At 38.9% G+C, this 18,403-nt stretch carries 19 protein-coding genes; 4 read left to right on the forward strand and 15 right to left on the reverse strand.

Annotated elements, in window-relative coordinates:
* Window positions 1–4: 4 nt before the first annotated feature.
* The 4 genes from uvrB to TR08_RS10800 form a co-directional block, all read right to left on the reverse strand.
* Entirely contained in the window at window positions 5–1,984 is a 1,980-nt protein-coding gene (gene uvrB, locus TR08_RS10785; protein ID WP_045518161.1) for an excinuclease ABC subunit UvrB, read from the reverse strand.
* 319 nt (window positions 1,985–2,303) lie between these two features.
* Window positions 2,304–2,537, reverse strand: coding sequence for a DUF2198 family protein (locus TR08_RS10790; RefSeq protein ID WP_045518580.1), 234 nt, complete (start codon window positions 2,535–2,537; stop codon window positions 2,304–2,306).
* Window positions 2,538–2,718: 181 nt separating this feature from the next.
* Window positions 2,719–2,868 (reverse strand): 50S ribosomal protein L33, encoded by a 150-nt coding sequence (gene rpmG, locus TR08_RS10795; RefSeq protein WP_045518164.1) that lies wholly within the window; start codon window positions 2,866–2,868, stop codon window positions 2,719–2,721.
* 36 nt (window positions 2,869–2,904) lie between these two features.
* Entirely contained in the window at window positions 2,905–4,092 is a 1,188-nt protein-coding gene (locus TR08_RS10800) for a GTP-binding protein (RefSeq protein WP_045518166.1), read from the reverse strand.
* 343 nt (window positions 4,093–4,435) lie between these two features.
* Here TR08_RS10800 and TR08_RS10805 point away from each other — a divergent pair, with 343 nt between their 5' ends.
* The 3 genes from TR08_RS10805 (at window position 4,436) to TR08_RS10815 (ending at window position 7,520) form a co-directional block, all read left to right on the forward strand.
* On the forward strand, window positions 4,436–5,440 hold the full coding sequence (locus TR08_RS10805; RefSeq protein ID WP_045518168.1) for a metal ABC transporter solute-binding protein, Zn/Mn family: 1,005 nt from the start codon (window positions 4,436–4,438) through the stop codon (window positions 5,438–5,440).
* Window positions 5,441–5,579: 139 nt separating this feature from the next.
* Window positions 5,580–6,578: a permease gene (locus TR08_RS10810; RefSeq protein ID WP_045518169.1), complete on the forward strand. Its 999-nt coding sequence runs from the start codon at window positions 5,580–5,582 to the stop codon at window positions 6,576–6,578.
* Window positions 6,579–6,590: 12 nt separating this feature from the next.
* Window positions 6,591–7,520 carry a TIGR03943 family putative permease subunit gene (locus TR08_RS10815; protein ID WP_045518171.1) on the forward strand — a complete coding sequence of 310 codons (930 nt, stop codon included), beginning with the start codon at window positions 6,591–6,593 and terminating at the stop codon, window positions 7,518–7,520.
* A gap of 35 nt (window positions 7,521–7,555) precedes the next feature.
* On the opposite strand, the gene TR08_RS10820 is transcribed toward TR08_RS10815, so the two are convergent.
* From TR08_RS10820 to TR08_RS32480, 8 genes are all read right to left on the reverse strand, one after another.
* Window positions 7,556–8,392, reverse strand: coding sequence for a TIGR03943 family putative permease subunit (locus tag TR08_RS10820; protein WP_045518173.1), 837 nt, complete (start codon window positions 8,390–8,392; stop codon window positions 7,556–7,558).
* Window positions 8,393–8,407: 15 nt separating this feature from the next.
* Window positions 8,408–9,277 carry a permease gene (locus tag TR08_RS10825; protein WP_045518176.1) on the reverse strand — a complete coding sequence of 290 codons (870 nt, stop codon included), beginning with the start codon at window positions 9,275–9,277 and terminating at the stop codon, window positions 8,408–8,410.
* 127 nt (window positions 9,278–9,404) lie between these two features.
* Window positions 9,405–10,343 (reverse strand): cation diffusion facilitator family transporter, encoded by a 939-nt coding sequence (locus TR08_RS10830; protein ID WP_045518178.1) that lies wholly within the window; start codon window positions 10,341–10,343, stop codon window positions 9,405–9,407.
* A 74-nt stretch (window positions 10,344–10,417) separates the two neighbouring features.
* A complete protein-coding gene (locus TR08_RS10835; RefSeq protein ID WP_045518180.1) occupies window positions 10,418–10,786 on the reverse strand; it encodes an ArsR/SmtB family transcription factor in 369 nt (122 codons plus the stop codon).
* A gap of 236 nt (window positions 10,787–11,022) precedes the next feature.
* Window positions 11,023–11,121 (reverse strand): cytochrome bd oxidase small subunit CydS, encoded by a 99-nt coding sequence (gene cydS / locus TR08_RS34165; protein ID WP_441911875.1) that lies wholly within the window; start codon window positions 11,119–11,121, stop codon window positions 11,023–11,025.
* Window positions 11,122–11,133: 12 nt separating this feature from the next.
* Entirely contained in the window at window positions 11,134–12,159 is a 1,026-nt protein-coding gene (locus TR08_RS10840; RefSeq protein WP_045518181.1) for a cytochrome d ubiquinol oxidase subunit II, read from the reverse strand.
* The gene (locus tag TR08_RS10845; protein ID WP_045518183.1) at window positions 12,156–13,502 is read right to left on the reverse strand and encodes a cytochrome ubiquinol oxidase subunit I; all 1,347 of its coding nucleotides are present in this window, start codon (window positions 13,500–13,502) and stop codon (window positions 12,156–12,158) included. The genes TR08_RS10840 and TR08_RS10845 overlap by 4 nt, the downstream gene beginning before the upstream one ends.
* Window positions 13,503–13,663: 161 nt before the next feature.
* Entirely contained in the window at window positions 13,664–13,807 is a 144-nt protein-coding gene (locus TR08_RS32480) for a hypothetical protein (protein WP_193747715.1), read from the reverse strand.
* A gap of 141 nt (window positions 13,808–13,948) precedes the next feature.
* Here TR08_RS32480 and TR08_RS10855 point away from each other — a divergent pair, with 141 nt between their 5' ends.
* Window positions 13,949–14,392, forward strand: a complete 444-nt coding sequence (locus tag TR08_RS10855; protein WP_045518185.1) for a hypothetical protein — start codon at window positions 13,949–13,951, stop codon at window positions 14,390–14,392.
* Between the two features lie 175 nt (window positions 14,393–14,567).
* Here TR08_RS10855 and TR08_RS10860 read toward each other — a convergent pair whose 3' ends face one another.
* The 3 genes from TR08_RS10860 to TR08_RS10870 are packed head-to-tail and all read right to left on the reverse strand — an operon-like array spanning window position 14,568 to window position 18,203.
* Window positions 14,568–15,041: a (2Fe-2S)-binding protein gene (locus TR08_RS10860; RefSeq protein ID WP_045518187.1), complete on the reverse strand. Its 474-nt coding sequence runs from the start codon at window positions 15,039–15,041 to the stop codon at window positions 14,568–14,570.
* Window positions 15,041–15,874 carry an FAD binding domain-containing protein gene (locus TR08_RS10865; RefSeq protein ID WP_045518189.1) on the reverse strand — a complete coding sequence of 278 codons (834 nt, stop codon included), beginning with the start codon at window positions 15,872–15,874 and terminating at the stop codon, window positions 15,041–15,043. The genes TR08_RS10860 and TR08_RS10865 overlap by 1 nt, the downstream gene beginning before the upstream one ends.
* 4 nt (window positions 15,875–15,878) lie before the next feature.
* Complete coding sequence (locus tag TR08_RS10870) at window positions 15,879–18,203, reverse strand: xanthine dehydrogenase family protein molybdopterin-binding subunit (protein ID WP_081954438.1); 2,325 nt, start codon at window positions 18,201–18,203, stop codon at window positions 15,879–15,881.
* Window positions 18,204–18,403 lie beyond the last annotated feature (200 nt).

Here is an 18,403-nt window from a genome sequence, read left to right on the forward strand (position 1 = left end):
TACGTCATCCTTCCGCTTTTAGCTCTAATAATAAATCCCGAAGCTCAGCAGCACGTTCAAAATTAAGCGCTTTTGCTTCTGCTTTCATCTCTTTTTCCATCGTGGCAATTAGCTTATCTTTTTCCTTCTTCGACATCTTGCCGAAGGAAGTTGCTGGTTTGTAATCTTCCTGTTCCTCGGCAGCATGGGTGGCACGAATGGCCTCGCGAATTCCCTTTTGAATGGTCATTGGCGTTATGCCATGCTTTTTATTATATTCTTCCTGGATTTTGCGGCGTTCTCTCGTTACATTAATCGCTATTTCCATCGAGTTGGTGATTTTGTCCGCATATAAGATAACATGGCCATTGGCATTACGAGCAGCACGACCAATGGTTTGGATTAATGAACGTTCCGAACGGAGGAACCCTTCTTTATCCGCATCGAGTATCGTAATCAATGAAACCTCCGGAATATCCAACCCTTCTCTGAGCAGGTTAATCCCAACAAGAACATCATACTTTCCAAGCCTCAGTTCGCGAATAATTTCGATTCGTTCAAGCGTTTTGACTTCCGAATGCAAATATTGAACCTTAATCCCAATCTCTTTCAGATAGTCGGTTAAGTCCTCAGACATTTTCTTGGTCAGAGTCGTAATCAGCACACGTTCATTTACTTTTATTCGCTCTTGAATTTCAGCGATAATATCATCGATTTGCCCTTCAATTGGGCGAACTTCAATCGTTGGGTCGAGTAGCCCTGTTGGCCGAATGATTTGTTGGACCATTTCTGGAGTGTGCTCTAACTCATATGGACCTGGTGTGGCTGAAACAAAGATGGCATTGTGAACATGCTTTTCAAATTCATCAAAGGTCAACGGTCTGTTGTCAAGTGCTGATGGCAGACGGAAGCCATGGTCAACAAGCACCTGTTTACGTGCTCGATCACCATTGAACATCCCTCTTACTTGCGGCAGGGTGACATGTGACTCATCAACAACCATTAAAAAATCCTCTGGAAAGTAATCAATCAACGTATAGGGTGTAGATCCAGCAGGTCTAAGTGTTAAGTGCCGGGAGTAGTTCTCGATACCAGAGCAAAAGCCCATCTCCCGCATCATTTCAAGATCATAACGTGTTCGTTGTTCAAGCCGCTGTGCTTCTAGTAATTTATTATCTTCCCGCAGTTCTGCAAGACGTTCTTCCAGTTCTTTTTCGATGTTTTCAATGGCTTTATTTAGTTTCTCTTCCCCGGTCACGAAGTGGGATGCCGGGAAAATGGCAACATGGTCACGGTCTGCAATAATTTCTCCCGTTAGCGCATCTACTTCACGAATTCGCTCAATTTCATCACCAAAAAACTCAACCCGCATGCAATGTTCATCCCGGGAAACAGGGAAAATCTCGACAACATCGCCGCGCACACGGAATGTACCGCGCTTAAAGTCAATATCGTTCCTTTCATATTGAATATCAACTAACCGGTGGAGCAAATGATTGCGTTCAATTTCCATGCCCTTCCTGAGCGAGAGCACCATATTTCGGTATTCTTCCGGAGAACCTAGACCATAAATACACGATACACTGGCAATGACGATAACATCCTTGCGCTCAAATAATGCCGAGGTCGCCGAGTGGCGCAACTTATCAATCTCATCATTGACGCTTGAATCCTTTTCAATAAATGTATCTGTTGATGGAACGTAGGCTTCAGGCTGAAAATAATCGTAGTAACTAACAAAATACTCAACAGCATTGTTTGGGAAAAATTCCTTAAACTCGCTGTAAAGCTGACCTGCTAAAGTTTTATTGTGAGCGATGACGAGTGTCGGCTTGGTTACTTGTTTTATCACGTTTGAAACAGTAAACGTCTTCCCAGTACCGGTTGCACCAAGCAGTGTTTGATGTCGTTTATTGCTTTTAATGCCTTCAACTAATTGGCGGATTGCTTCCGGCTGATCACCCTGAGGTGAGTATTTCGATACTAATTCAAATTGGTCCTTCACAAACTTCCCTCCCGATATATAAATCACTTTCTAGCCTATGGACGTGCGAATGGGCCGGGATGGTGCTAGAAAATGTATCCCTGAATTTCTAATAGTATCATTCTAACACAAATCCCCGAAAACAAACCACTATTATGCGAACGAACATTCGTTTTTCTTGTGGATTTTCATTTTACTCGCGGAAAAAGTGAATTTACCTGCCAAATATGGCCATTTACTCGCGGTGTTTAGCCTTTTACTCGCGAGAACCCCCATTTTACTCGCAAAAAGCAAAAAAGCCTGCCATTTGATTGACAGACTTAACATCTACGGTGGGTGTTTATGTTTTTTTAAATACTCTTGCCTTCATTTTTGCTGCAAGCCAGAAACCGGCAGTTAGCGAAAAGGCATCTACAACGATAAGCGGTAAAGTGTTCGTATACCCTTTAAAAGCAGAGGCAGCGATGAGTCCGACGGTCAAGGCAAGACCGATAAGCCGATTATATGTGACCCGGGTAAATAGCAATACGAGCAAACCTGGCAAAATAAGCGCAGACAAATATCTAATAACCATCTCCAAAATGGGTCCACCTCATTTATTCATTACTGTTTATTAATTTTAGAAATTAATTCACAAAATTGCAAGAAAAAAAGACAAGAGATTCAACACTCTTGTCTTCGAAGCATTCAACCTCTTTTTTTAGAGAGGGCCACTAAAGGCTTCTACTTCTGTCATTCAAGTAAAAGATGGAAAATTACTTTGTTTCCCTGTGTAGAGTGCGTTTTTTTAATCGTGGTGAATATTTTATTAACTCTATACGATCTGGGTTGTTTCGCTTATTTTTAGTGGTAATGTAATTGCGGTCTCCTGTTTCTGTACAAGCTAAAGTTATCTTTACTCTCATAATTTCTTCCTCCTTTGTTTTGATTCCTTTTCTTTTTTACGCACTAATTGTAAATCCCGGAAGCGGATCGTTAAATTGTTTCCAATCCATTGTCATTTCCTCATCAGACAATAAGCTTTTGTCTAATGAAGCCTCAATTTCTTCACGATTCATATTAACCCCGATGAAAACAAGCTCTGTCATCCGATCTCCAAACTCTTCGTCCCATTTTTCCAAGAGCTCTGGTTCTTCCATAAGGATTTGCTTTTGTTCTTGTTCAGGATATGCAGCAAGCCATTCTCCGGCACCTTGCATAGTGATAGAAGGTCCTGCTTGTGATAATAAACCAGTCATATCATTTCTCGTTGCCAGCCAGAAGAAGCCTTTTGCTCGAACAACATCTACTGGCCAATCCTCTAACCACTGCATCAATCTTTCAGGATGAAATGGCCTCTTCCTGTGATACACAAATGAAGAAATACCATATTCTTCTGTTTCTGGAGTGTGTTCCTCTAATAGCTCTTTAATCCAGCCAGCACCTTGACTTGCCTCTTCAAAATCAAATAATCCAGTATCCAAAATTTCGCTTAATGCTACTTGGGCATGAGCACTTTCTATTATTTTCGCCTCAGGATTTAGCTTTTGCAGGACTGCTTTCAGTTCAAGAACACTCTCATTCTCTACTAAGTCAATCTTGTTTAAAATCAACACATTGGCAAATTCAATTTGATCAATCAATAAGTCGACCACTTCACGGGTATCTAATTCATCGTTTCCTTGCTTACGATCAAGTAAGCTTTCGCCAGAAGCAAAATCATGCCAAAAATGATTTGCATCCACTACTGTTACCATTGTGTCAAGAGTACAATAGTCAGATAAGTTGATTCCAAGACTTTCATCTACGTATGTAAATGTTTGGGCAACAGGAACTGGCTCAGAAATTCCAGATGATTCGATTAAGATATATTCAATATCACCGGCTTGAACAAGCCTTTCTACTTCGATCATTAAGTCTTCTCTTAACGTACAGCAGATACATCCATTTTGAAGCTCCACAAGTTTCTCATCTGTTCGAGAAAAACCTCCTTGTTTAATCATCGAAGCATCAATATTCACTTCACTCATATCATTCACGATGACTGCAATCCGTTTATTCTCACGATTTGTTAATACATGATTTAATAATGTTGTTTTCCCAGAACCTAAGTAACCACTTAATACAGTAACCGGTATTTTTTTCGTCATTTCTTTCACCTCGTTTTTTCAAATCAAAACCATTACGATTTAAAACCCAAACATAATCGTTTAATTATTATTTGAATCCTCACTGGATATTTATATGGGATACCTCACCCAATTTATGATCCAATCACATCTTTTTTAAATCGTAATAGTTACGATTAACATATTATTAAATTTTTTTCTCTAAAGCAAGTTTTTTTCCAAATGAATTTACAATTATTTTTTATTGGTCAAATCTGCTAATCTAAAAAATTCATATTTTCATTTACAAACTCATAGACATGTTTTAGAATGTAAAACGAAACAATTACGATTTATAATTGAAATTAGAATGGAGTTTATTAAAATGAAAATTTCTCAATTAGTTTCCATTTCTGTTCTCGCGTTTGGTCTTATTTTATCTGGATGCGGAAAAACAGAAACTGTAAATAAGAGTGCAGAAAAAGATAAAGAAACATTAACTGTTTATACGACTATTTATCCACTTGAGGATTTTACCAAAAAAATTGGCGGTGAATTTGTTGAAGTTCAGAGTATCTACCCACCAAACGTGGATGCCCATTCCTACGAGCCTTCAACAAAAGATATGACCACCTTAGCTGATTCTGATTTATTTATCTATACAGGTGCAGGGATTGAAGGGTTTGCAGAAAAAGCAACGGAAGCTTTGAAAAAAGAGGAAGTACACATTTTAAAAGCCGCAGAAGGAATTGATCTGATAGAATCTAGTCATTCTGATGAACATCACGAAGATGAAAATGGTCAATCTGAAGAAGATGAACACGCAGAATCTGAGTCCCATGCGGAAGAAGGACATGACCATGGTGATTTAGATCCCCATGTATGGTTAGATCCTGTACTATCCATTGACCTTGCGAATAACATCAAAAACTCTTTGAGTGAGTTAATGCCAGAACACGCAACAGAGTTTGAAACCAATTTTAAACAGCTAAAAAACGAGCTGGAAAAACTGGATCAGGAATTTAAAACGACCATTGAGAGTTCAAAAACGAAGAATTTATTAGTTTCGCATGCTGCTTATGGATATTGGGAGAAGCGATATGGCATTGAAACGATTGCAATAACAGGTTTATCACCCACACAAGAACCAACTCAGAAAGAACTGCAAGCAATCATTGAAGAGTCTACAGAACATAATATTCATTATGTGATTTTCGAGCAGAATGTTTCACCAAAAATAGCAAAAATCATCCAAGAAGAAATAGGAGCAAAGTCGCTTTCTCTCCATAATCTAGAAGCTGTAACGGAAGAAAACATTAAACAAAAAGATGACTACTTCAGCATCATGCGAAAGAATTTAGAAACGATAAAGAAAGTTTTAAATGATTAACAACATCCTGACTTATCTATCCCGGCCATTTTTTGCAGCTGGGATTCCCTTTACATAAATCTAGTAATAGGTATATATAAATTTTTTTATTCATACTCTATTAAATGTACAAACTATTTAATAGAAACAGGAGGTATTTATGTATCGAATTGTTCGCAATAATATCATAGAATTTACGGGTATTATGATCATTGTTTTAGTGCTGTTACTGCTTTCTTTAAGTACTAGCTTTAAAATCTCATATGATATACCTCCGTCTTTATTAAATCTAAACACGATTTTTCTAAGTATTTTAATAGAGGCACTGCCATTTGTTTTAATAGGAGTCCTCATCGCAGGTGTGATCCAAATATTTGTGACAGAAGAACATATTCAACGCTGGATTCCCAAAAATAAGGTTTTAGCTATAATCATGAGTTGTATAATTGGAGCCCTCTTTCCTGCGTGTGAATGTGGTATTGTTCCCATTGTCCGACGTCTTGTCGGAAAAGGCGTACCAATCCATGCTGCCATCGGATTTATGTTGACTGGTCCGCTCATTAATCCCATTGTGATTGCCTCTACCTATATGGCATTTGGGAACGATTTTAAGATTGCGGGATTAAGAATGGGGTTAGGTTTTTTTGTCGCTTTGATGGTTGCATTGGTTGTTAGCATTATTTTTAGAGGAAATCAATTAAAAACTCCTATCCATACAAGATCTTCACACACACTCTCTAAAAAAGAATCTCTTTCAACAAGATTTTGGTCCATGTTAACCCATTCCATTGATGAGTTTTTTGATATGGGTAAGTACCTAGTTATGGGAGCCTTTTTAGCTGCATTTGTTCAAACCTATTTGCCTGCAAAAGCACTCTTAGAAGCAGGAAGCGGAACGGTATCGTCTCTATCTGTCATGATGGGATTAGCTTACGTTTTATCACTTTGTTCTGAAGCAGATGCGTTTATTGGTGCTTCCTTCAGCAATATTTTTCCAACTTCAGCCATACTAGGATTCTTAATCTTTGGTCCGATGATGGATTTAAAAAATACCCTTATGATGTTGAGCGTATTTCGAGTGAAGTTTGTTATCGGTGTGTTAGCTTTAATCATTTCGATTATCTTTATTACGATCATGCTTGTGCAAAGCTTTATTTAAGGGGGGAAAGTCGTGCGATTCCATTTTCAGCAGGCAGTCAGAGCTTTTATTTTACTAGCTTTTTCAGTCATGCTTTTCAAGCTTCATTTTACTGGAGAAATGACAAAATTTATTAATCCAAAATATGAGGGTTTAAGCCAGTCCGCTTCTGTATTATTTCTAATTTTGTTTATTATCCAAACGACAAGAATATGGACCATTAAGGACAACAGCCATCATCACCACTGTCATCAAGATGCACACGACCATAACTGTAGTCACGACCATGGAGATTCTCCTTTTAATACAAAAAAATTAATCGCTTATCTTGTGATTGTTTTTCCGTTGATCACGGGCTTTCTGCTTCCACCTAAGGTTCTCGACGCATCAATTGCAGATAAAAAAGGTGGTTTAGCTGTATTATCAAATCAGAAGTCAGAGAATAAACAAGAGGAAAAGGCTGCAGCTAACAATAATCAACAGGAAGATCCTGTTATTAATGAGGAGCTTGTTGACCTTTCTCGTATCGAAGACAACGTTTATACAAACGAAGAATACGAACAATTAATACAGCAATTAGAACAAAGTTCAACTATTGAGATGAACGATAATGTTTTTTCTACCTATTATGAAGAAATGCATATGGACCTCGATAAATTTAAGGGTAGAGAAATTAATTTAAAAGGATTTGTTTATAAAGAAGATGGGCTTGAACAAAACCAGCTTGTGCTAGCAAGATTTTTGATAACACATTGTGTAGCAGATGCTGGCATTATTGGATTTATATCAGAGTTACCAGAAGCCTCGTCACTAGAAGTAAATACTTGGATTGAAGCGAAAGGCGTTTTGGATACCACAAACTATAATGGGACAAAGTTTCCGATCATAAAAATCACCAAGTGGAAAGTAATCGGTGAACCTAAAGAACCTTACCTTTATCCAATTAGTGTGAAAGTGCTTTAGAAAAAACAGCCTTAGTTCTTATTGAACTAAGGCTGTTAATACTGACGATATACATAAGGATCTTCTGGTGTAGGAATAGTCTCCCATGATGTCACTTTTAGATAAGGGATTGTTTTCTTAAAGGGCTGATAGTAGATGGTTTCGAGTTTTCCACTTACCGTTAGCCACTCATCATTTTTAGGGTTAACATCCTTCGGAAGCTCCACTAACATTCCAAACACGCCCGAATCTGCAACACAGTGAATAATTCCAAATCTAAATAGAAATTTTTGGTTCGCAGCTAATTCATCTGTGCTATAGGAGAATCCTGTTATTTTAACTTCTTTGCCAATAAATTGTCCAGGATAAGTATAGATGGATTCTAAATCGGTTAAATAGTTGCTTTCATTAAGTTCAAGCGTATCTTTTTTCAATAATTTCTTTAACGATTTAGCCATTAAATCATCGTAGTCATCTTGTCCATAATAAAGACTTGTATCAGGTTGTAAAAATTGCTGCTGACTAGTTGAATCGCTGTCTTCATAAACAGGAAAATAAAAGCCTTTTTTCTCAACAATATTCGAATCAAGCGTTGCGACAGGCAGAAACAGACCTGTCAAAATCGGAATAATAAATACTCCATAGGTTATTGCTTTTTTCCACCAAGTATTTTCTTCATGTGAATGTCCACAATCATCTCCACATTGATCATGATCGTGTTGATCTTCTTTTATATAAAAATAAATACTAATAAAAGTAAAAATGGCTAGAATATAAATGGCAGAATAAGAGAGATATGAATATTTCATATTGATATACTTGGAGATATCACCTGAGGCATGTAAATGCATAAATAAATACGTTAATCCAATTAATATGAGTGTTCTTAACATATCAGCATTACCTCCCTACTTAACAAATAATGTAATTATTGCGACCAAGATAGTTATATATCCCATTAAATACAGAACAAATTTCGCTTTAAATGTTCCTAAAAGCATTAACGTATTCTTAATATCCAGCATCGGACCAAAGACAAGAAAGGCAACAAGGGAACCTGTTGAAAATGTACTTCTAAATGATGCTGCTACAAATGCATCCGCCTCTGAGCATAACGAAAGAACATAAGCGAGACCCATCATAACCAGGTTGGAAGTTAACGGACCTTGGCCAATGTCCAGCAAGGTAGCAGTTTTTACCGTGGTTTGAATGAATGCCGCAACAAACGCACCAAGAATTAAGAATTTTCCTACTGAAAATAACTCATCAATTGAATGCTTAAGCATCCCAATAAATTTTCCTTTAAATGATTTCCGATGAACATGGTCAGCTACATCATTCTTTAACTGAGAATCCTTAAATTGAATGGCTAGTAAGCCACCAACAATAAGAGCAACAAGTAAGGCAATCCCTCCACGATAGAACACCATTTCCCAATTGTTCCCAAATGCAATATAGGTGGAAAACAACACGATAGGATTTATCACTGGACCTGTAAGCATAAAGGGAATTGCTGCATAAAGTGGAACACCTTTTGCCATCAATCGCCTTGTAATTGGGACAATTCCACACTCACAAGCAGGAAAAATAGCACCTATAAAAGCAGCAGATAAAACAGCAAGTATTTTGTTTTTAGGAATAATCCGAGCCATCATTTCTTCCGTCACAAAAATCTGGATAATCCCCGAAATTAATACCCCTAACAAGATAAAAGGCAAGGCCTCTATTAAAATACTTATAAAGATCGTGTTCATTTGCAAGAATTGTTCGCTCTTCATAGCAAGACCTCCCTATGTTTAGTCTATTTAAAAATAATATAAAAAAAGCACCTATAAATTGTATAGGTGTTTAAGCTCACTTTCAACTAAATGTTAATGTTATAAGTGGAATTATTATGAAATGATTTTAGTTACATGTACCATGCGGACTAGGGCAACCAATTTCAGCCTTTTCGACTTGTATCGTACTGTGCTCGATATGAAATTCATCATGTAGAATTTTTTGTGAACTAGCCAGAATATCGTCATGGACGGCATCATCTAAAATGGTAATATGGCAGCTCAATACTGGATATCCAGAAGTTATTGTCCAAATGTGTAAATCATGTACTTCCTTTACTAATGGGATTTTACTGAGCGCCTCTTTAACATGCTGGATATCAATTTGTGTAGGAGCACCCTCCATCAGGATATGGAAGGAATCTTTAGTGACTCGGAAACCACTAATAATAATTAAAACAGCAACAATGACACTGGCAATCGGGTCTGCAATCGTCCAGCCGAAGAACATAATCAGCAGGGCGGCTACAATGGCTCCGACGGACCCCAGCATATCACCTAGAACGTGTAAAAATGCACTTCGGACATTGAGGTTGTCATCCTTGTCACCGCTCATTAAAATCCAAGCAGCGATAATGTTCACCACTAATCCTGTAATTGAAATCATTAGCATTCCTGTACTTTGAACCTCAGGTGGAGCGAAGAAACGCTGAAATGCTTCATAAAAGATATATAAAGAAATGATAATTAGTGTAATCCCATTTAATGCCGCAGCAATAATTTCAAAGCGCTTGTATCCATACGTTTTTTCATGTGATACCTGTTTTTCCCCTAGTTTAATGGCGAAAAAACTAAGTCCAAGTGCAGCAGCGTCACTAAGCATATGTCCGGCGTCAGACAATAGAGCTAAACTGTTTGTTAATATACCGCCAATTACTTCAACCACCATAAATGCGGCAATCAAAATAAATGAACTTAGTAGTGCTTTTTTATTACTTGTATGTGAATGACCGTGTCCATGCCCATGACCATGTGAGTGTCCATGGTGGTGATGATGGTGTCCCATAAATATCCCTCTCCCAACTAGAGCTGTCTCTTAGTTTTTTCTTATTTCCTTTTTACGATACGTTTTTCAAACGTTTACCTTCGACCTGCAACCTCTTGTTGGTGCTCGAAGGCAATGTGAATGAGTTGTTTCACATGATCATCATCGAGAGAATAATAGACTAGCTTTCCTTCTTTACGGTATTTTGCAAGTCCCTGGCTTTTTAAGTGGCGTAAATGATGGGAAGCTGTTGCCGTTGTAGCTCCGACAATATTGGCCACATCACAGACGCAAAGCTCCTCAACAAGCGTGAGAGCATAGGCAATTTTCATTCGCGTTTCATCAGATAAAGCTTTAAAAAGTTTTGTAACCTCAACGATATTACTTTTTTCAACTAACGGCTGAACACGTTTAGTTTTGTCGCTATCTATACAGGTAACTTCGCAAACATCATGTTCCTTCATTCCATCACCTCATACATTCAAATGTTAGTTTGATTATAGCATATTCAAACAGCTGTTTGAATGTGAAACATTTTTTTGTTTCAATATGGCTACCTGCCATTAAAATAAAATAGCAAAACCAGCTTGAAATAAATCAAGCTGGTTTCTTTTCTAATTGCAGAATATCATCTTCCTACCATTCGGCAATGCTTCCATCCTTGTGGCGCCAAACTGGATTTCCTCGGGCCCTATTCAATTCATGAAATTTCCCCTTTTGTGGCCAATAAGAAAGAAGCGGTAATGGATACAATGACGAACAGAAATGGTGCGTAGAAAATAAAAAAAGCTTCTAACATCTTCATTTCTCCTTATACATGATCATTTCGTTTACCCTGTACATATTCTTTGTTAAACAAAAATAGCTTTAGCAGCAGATACAAGGATGGCAGGAGTAAACCGAGCCCTGCAATAAAGGCAATAATTAAAGCGGTTGCCATCGTTTCGTTGGTAAAGCTATCATAAATACTAAGATATGGATAAAGTAAATATGGGTAATGCGAGATTCCATACGCTAAAAAAGCGAGTGAAAATTGGCCGATTAAGAGCCAAAATGCTAACCAATAGGAATGCCGCTTCCAAACGAAATAAACAGTTCCAATAAAGAAAGCTACGGAAAGCGCAAACAACCACCATAAGTCTATTAACCGCTGATAATGTTCAGGATTATGGATTCTCAATTCAACAATAATTCCTGCAGCCGCAATAATTGCTGGTGCTGCCCAAATAAGTGCGTATTTTCGCATAAGATTTGTTGCAGCCTCATCTTTTGCTTGATGAGCATACCAGGTTAAGAAGACTGCCGAAATGTATAACACAGCCGTTAGACTGAGCACGACAATGCTCCATGATAATGGGCTTGTAAATAAGACCCAATAATCCAGCACTGGTCCCGAATCCTCTATCGTGACAAACCCACCTTCTGATATGGTCAATACAATGGATAAGGAAGCAGGAATCAACAGTCCGGATAACCCATAGAGGACGACATACCTTTTATGTTTAAGTCCCCCATAGGTTGTAAACGCATAATAGGATCCTCGAATTGCAAGCAGAATAATCGCAATGCTTGCTGGCACAAGTAAGACAGTTCCGTAGTAGTACGCTGTTTTTGGAAAGAATCCAACCATCCCTACGAAGAAAAATACAAGGAAAACATTCGTGACTTCCCATACAGGTGATAAATACCGCTGAATAATCTTCGTCAAAATATGCTGCTTGCCCCTTACAGTACTGTAGGCGTTAAAAAATCCAGCACCAAAATCTATGGAAGCGATGATAATGTAACCAAAGAGAAACATCCCAAGAACCGTAATCCCAATAATTTCAAGATTCATAGTACCTCCCCACTCCTTTCAGCAGCTCGGTCTGATAACTCTTGCTCCACTGTATTTTTTCGGAACATTCTCATCAGCACGACAATACTTCCAATTCCCAGGATAAGGTACAATCCAGCAAACAACAGCAGCATTAAATCCACCTGTCCACTCGTTGTTGCCGCTTCTTTTGTACGCATAATCCCTCGCAATATCCATGGCTGCCGCCCCACTTCATCGAGCCACCAGCCGGCTTCGATTGCAAGAACTGAAAGTGGTCCCCCTAATACAATCAGCCAATGGAACCATCTCGATGCGGTGAAACGCCATTTTTTCCAGGTACCAACGAGATATACCAACGACAATAAGGTCATCCACATACCAATCGTGACCATTACATCAAATAGGTAATGAATATAGAGGGGCGGAACTTCATCCCCAGGAAATTGGTCAAGTCCAATTACTTCTGCATTAGGGGCACTATGAGCTAAAATACTTAGTGCGAATGGAATTTTTAAAGCATATTTTACTTCCCCATTCTCAAGGACTCCATATAAAATCAGCGGCGCTCCTTCTTCCGTTTCAAAATGCCATTCCGCTGCTGCTAATTTTTCAGGCTGATATTTTGCTAAATATTTACCGGAGAAATCGCCGATAACAGCGCTGGTAATTGAAAAAATGAGACCAATTTTCATGGTTAAAAATAATGCTTTTTTATGATAGGGATGGTTAGAGCCCTTAAGTATTCTAAAAGCGCCGACAGCTGCTAACACAAATGCAGAGGTCATATAGGCGGTAACCAGTACATGGGCAACCTTTGTCGGCATCGCAGGGTTAAACATCGCCACAATCGGACTCACATTTACCAGCTGCCCGCCTGCAAGATCAAAGCCTTGTGGTGCATTCATAAATGCATTGACTATTGTAATAAAAACGGCTGAAAAAGAGGCTCCGACCGCAACCGGAATCAGTAGCAGCAGATGTTTTCGTTGATTCTCAAAGCGGTCCCATGTATAAAGATAGATGCCCAAAAAGATCGCTTCAAAGAAAAACGCAAACGTCTCCATAAAGAGTGGCAAGGCAATGACATTTCCCGCTAACACCATAAAGTTTGGCCATAACAGCGATAGCTGTAAACCAATTGCGGTGCCTGTCACCACCCCAACAGCCACGGTAATTACAAACCCACGTGTCCATCTTCTTGCTAATAATATGTAATGTTCGTCCTGCTTCTTTATTCCCACCCATTGTGCAATCATAATCATCAGCGGAATACCAACGCCAATAGTGGCGTAAATGATATGAAAGGATAGTGTTAATTCTGTTAGGATGCGGCTAAAAAAGACCGCTTCTTCATTTCCCATTTCCCGACCACCTTTTTCTTATCCTGAAAATACCCGTCCAATAAAGGATAACCCTAATATGAAAGCTATAATAAAACTAAGCAAGACTAATTTTTGTTCCTGTTTTTTATAAATAACAATCACTCCTCGACTCATCATTACCATCATTATCCTTCCCAAATTTATCCGTTATATTTTAATTTTTTTATAACTATTAATGAAACATAAAAAACTCCTTCTTTTCGGATGAAGGAGTTTTCGTTCAAAGTAGGATCTACTACTGTCAAATGGTTTTGAGCTTCTAAAGTTTGTAATTCTGCACTCATTTCATCCGTCCTCAGTTTTTCTAGAGCAGTATAATCGCTAAAGTATATGTATTCTTGTGCAAAAACCATATAAGAAGGTGATTTTTAATCACATGTGCCCACTTATTGAATAAAATGGGCGTGAGGGTGGGGTGTAATCGAATGCCAAATGGCACAAATATTCAAGAAGATCTAATTGTCATTGCTGCTCTTCAACGAGATTTAAACCTTGCTACAGCTGCATTACTATTAACAGGTCAAATTACCATTGTTGGGATATTTGTAACGCCTGGGGAATTTAGTCTTTCCCTTAGCGGTCCCTTATTCGGCAGAACCCGCACAGAAGGGAAATTTGGAAATAAGGTTACCACTGCCCTGATTGATGTACTTGATGTTATCATTGCTGTGCTACTAATTATTGATGAGATTCGACTGGTCAGTGTTGTCGTCGGACCAAGCAGGTTTTCTATCGATGTGAGTGGATCCATTTTTGGTGCACCAAACTATCTGCCAACTCTTCCGTTTCTTAAGAAAAATTATCATTTTTTTCGTAAAATCGTTTCGAGGCACTTTGAAATGGATCCAAGTTTTTTTAGAAATTTTTAAAGGAGTGACGATGGAATATGCCCCTTACAGATTTACCAACGATTAGGCCAACGGATAATCAAGTTTTTGTTATTGCCCTCTCTATTATGATATTTATTTTCTTTTTTACCGAGCGAAAAGAAAGTGACGCTCAACAGATCGTTTAATTTATGAGCATCACTTCAAAAAGATTTTTTTATTTATCTCTTCCAATAACAGAAAACACAGCATCTTCGATTTCCTGATAACTAGTGCACCTACAAATATTGGAGGAGAGCCATTCCTTAATCGTTTCATAGGTTGGATGGGGCTCATGCAGCAACATAGCATGTGTATTCATGATAAACCCTGGTGTACAATAGCCGCATTGAAAGGCAAAATGTTCAACAAATGCTTTTTGAATAGGGCTATCTGACAAGCCCTCAATCGATGTGACTTTTGATTCGACAGCCTCAACCGCGAGCATGATACAAGACTTATAAACCTTTTCATTGACGATGACAGAACAGGCTCCACAGTCTCCATTTAAACAGCCTGGTTTTGCCCCAGTTAGGCCGAGGTAATTCCTTAAAACATAGAGGAGGGTGTCTGCAGGTCGAATTTCAACCTGGCGCTGCTCTCCATTGATTTCTAGTGATACACCTATTTTTTTTACTAGAGATTGAGCCACTACTTTCCCTCCAAATCCAAAATAATTTCGTTCAATGTGTTCCGCAGAACAAATAATCGATAATCCTTTGAGCCTTCGATATCATCTAATATAGGTGAGGGTACTTGTAATAGAGCACGGCTGATTCGTTCTTTTAACGGCAATTGGAGATTGTTTAATTCGTCTTCCATTTTTCTAGAACGAAATGGAAACGGACATAAGCCACTAAAGGCAAAGCGTATTTGATCTTCCACTTTAACCGCAGCAACCGTTAGTAATGGATAGCCCGTATCCCATTGCTGACGTTTTTTTATGCTCACAAATGGAAGATGGATATATCTTTTTTCCGTAAGCAGTTGAAGTAGAAATTGTCCTTCCTCTAACTGTAATGTTTCGTTGAAAATTTCATTCAGGGCAAAAATTTGTATACCATTTTCTCCCGCAATTACGGCCTTACTCTCACATATTAGAAATGGCAAAACCGCTTCCCGGTAAAAAATTTGACCACAAATATTTCCCCCTATGGTAATTTTGTTTCTTGCGGTATGATCGGCAATACCCATCGAGGAACTGGTTAACAAAGGAAATAAGTTCTTCTCTTCAATATAGGTGAGTGGCAATGCAGCACCAGTGATTAAATACTCTTGATCAAACTCAAAGGATTGGCACTCTCGAATTCCTTTAAGATCAATTACCGCATCTGTTTCGATAAGATTTAGCCTTCCTAGTGTTAAAACCTCTGTTCCGCCTCCATAATAAATGGGCCGTTTTCTTTTATTTTTTAATAAATAGAATTGTTCTAATGCTGCCTGAATGGTGGCTGGTTTATAGTACTCGATATTTGCTGCTAGCATGCTATCACCCTCCCTCTTTTACTTTCCATAAAAGTTCGGGAATTAGTGGTAAATAGTTAATGTTTACAGTAAGGGCTGCGGAGAGACTATTTCCAAGGGCTGCAGGCATTCCTAGGAGCCCCTGCTCGCCCAATCCTCTTGCACCATATGGAGCATCCTTCACCGGAGTTTCAACAAAAGCGACTTCATATATAGGATGCTCTCCAAATCGAATCGGCCGATACGTACGTAACTGCGGATTTAGCACTATCCCCTTGGAATCAAAACGAAAGGTTTCCCTTCCGGCAAAGGATAACCCCATACTCATCGCGCCCATAACCTGGCCAACCGCCATTTTTTCATTAAGTACCTTACCAGCATCAATAACCGAAACTGCTCTAACTATTCGATAAGTGTAATCCCTTCTATTGAGTTCAACTTCAACCCCTTGGGCGCCGACTGCCCATTCAGGTCCTGGATTTCCCGCTCCTGTTTCTTTGTCCAAATAAGTGATTCCGCTAAACATGTAATGTCCCCTGCCAATGATTTGTCCGCCAATGGCATTTCCATTTGGAAACGAATACCCATAGGCTATGTCTTTAATCGGAATATATTTTTTTGAATCACTCTTTACATAAACTTTTCCATAGCCAACCTCAAGATCATCTACACGGGTCCTCAATATAAAGGAGGCGAGACTCTTTAACTGATGAATCACATCTTCTGCAGCAGCTAATACCGCTCTTCCAGCCATAAAGGTTCCTCTGCTTGCGACCGTTTTCCAATGTTCCGGAGTATTAAGAGTATCAACCTCCATTTGTACATGAATATCGTTTATATCCATTTTTAATTTTTCGGCTAAGATTTGAGCAAGAACGGTTTTAGTACCTGTCCCAATCTCGATAACTCCCGAAATAAGATTAATACTCCCATCCGTATTATAGGATAAAATAACTCCAGAACTAGCATCTGGGTCAATTGTTGAGTTCTTCCAGATACAGCTGATCCCTTTTGCTCTAACTCTCTCATCATCAAGTTCTATCAACTGTCCCTCTTCCCAATTGAAGATTTCTTTTAATTTTTTGATACATTTTGGGAGATTTCCTACTGTACTAGAAGTTAGACGGACTTGAGTTGGATTTGTATGACCTGGCAAGATAGCATTTTTATAACGTAACTCCAGCGGGTCCATATTAAGTTTTTTCGCTAAGACATCCATGGTTCGCTCAAATGCGAACAACACTTCCGAATGAGCAAATCCCCTAAAAGGGGCAGCATATGGATGATTCGTATACATACATAACGAATCACACCAGATATTCTCAATGTTATAGGGACCGGTACAGTCGACCGCACCTGCACGACTTAAGTCGATGGATTTATCGGAATAGGCTCCGCCATCCCAAAAATAAAGTAACTCCGCTACTTTTAGATTACCGTCGTTTGTACTTCCGATTTTAACAATTGCCTCGAGGCCGATATGTCCCGGAGATGTCAGCATATCTTGCTCACGAGTATTAAGAATTTTGACTAATCTCCCGCCAACCGCTTTTGAAGCAAGGTAGGCTAATATTTCAAGCTGGGTGGAACTCTTGCCACCATAAGCCCCGCCGACGAGAGGGGTATTTACTCTGATATACCCAGGTGGAATATTAAAATATTGGCCTATTAATCTCTTAATCAAAAAGGGAGCTTGTGAGGAAGACGTAATCTCAATAGTTCCGTTGGGATGTATTTGTGCAAAGGAACATCGTGTTTCCATCGCTGCATGATCAGAAGGCCTGAAGGCAAACTTTTCTTCCACCACAACTTTACTTTCATCCCACCCCTTTTTCATATTTCCTTTTCTAATTTTCGTCAGAGTGGCAATGTTGGTGCCTGGCACCGGGTAAACCATTTGGATTTTCTTATATTCTCCTAAATTAGGGTGGAGTAGTGGTGCATCTTGCCTCAAGGCTTCAGAGGGGGAATTCACGACAGGAAGTAATTCATATTGTACCTTGACCATTGCTGCCCCCCTCTCTGCCAAATACGGTGTGTCTGCTACCACGATGGCAATGACCTCACCATGAAATCGTACTCGGTCATATGCGATGGGCGGACGATCACTAAGCTCTTCTCCTGTAAGAGGCAGGTTTTCTCCCTTGACCACTGCCCTAACACCAGGCATTTTTACTGCTCCCGAAATATCAATTTGTTTGATGATAGCGTGCGCATGGGGGCTTATTACTAATCCTGCATGAAGCATATCAGGTGTTTCATAATCGGCTGTATATTTAGCGTAGCCCGTTACTTTATCAAGGGACTCTTTACGGGGTATTCCCTTCCCAATCATATGCAATGATTTCATCCCCTTTAAAATTCTTCTTTACACAATGAAAGTTTCACTCGTTTCCAAGTGAAACCTGTTACCGATTCAATTTCTTTATTACTCTACATAAAAAATTTATGTATTATCCAAAAAAAAATGCATGAATTCAGCCAGAAACTTTTTATTGTCAATCGACACACTGGTTGGATTTTTGTTTTTCGTGCTATTTCTTTGCTAAC

Source organism: Neobacillus niacini (assembly GCF_000759675.1).
Taxonomy (GTDB): Bacteria; Bacillota; Bacilli; order Bacillales; family Cytobacillaceae; genus Neobacillus; species Neobacillus niacini_A.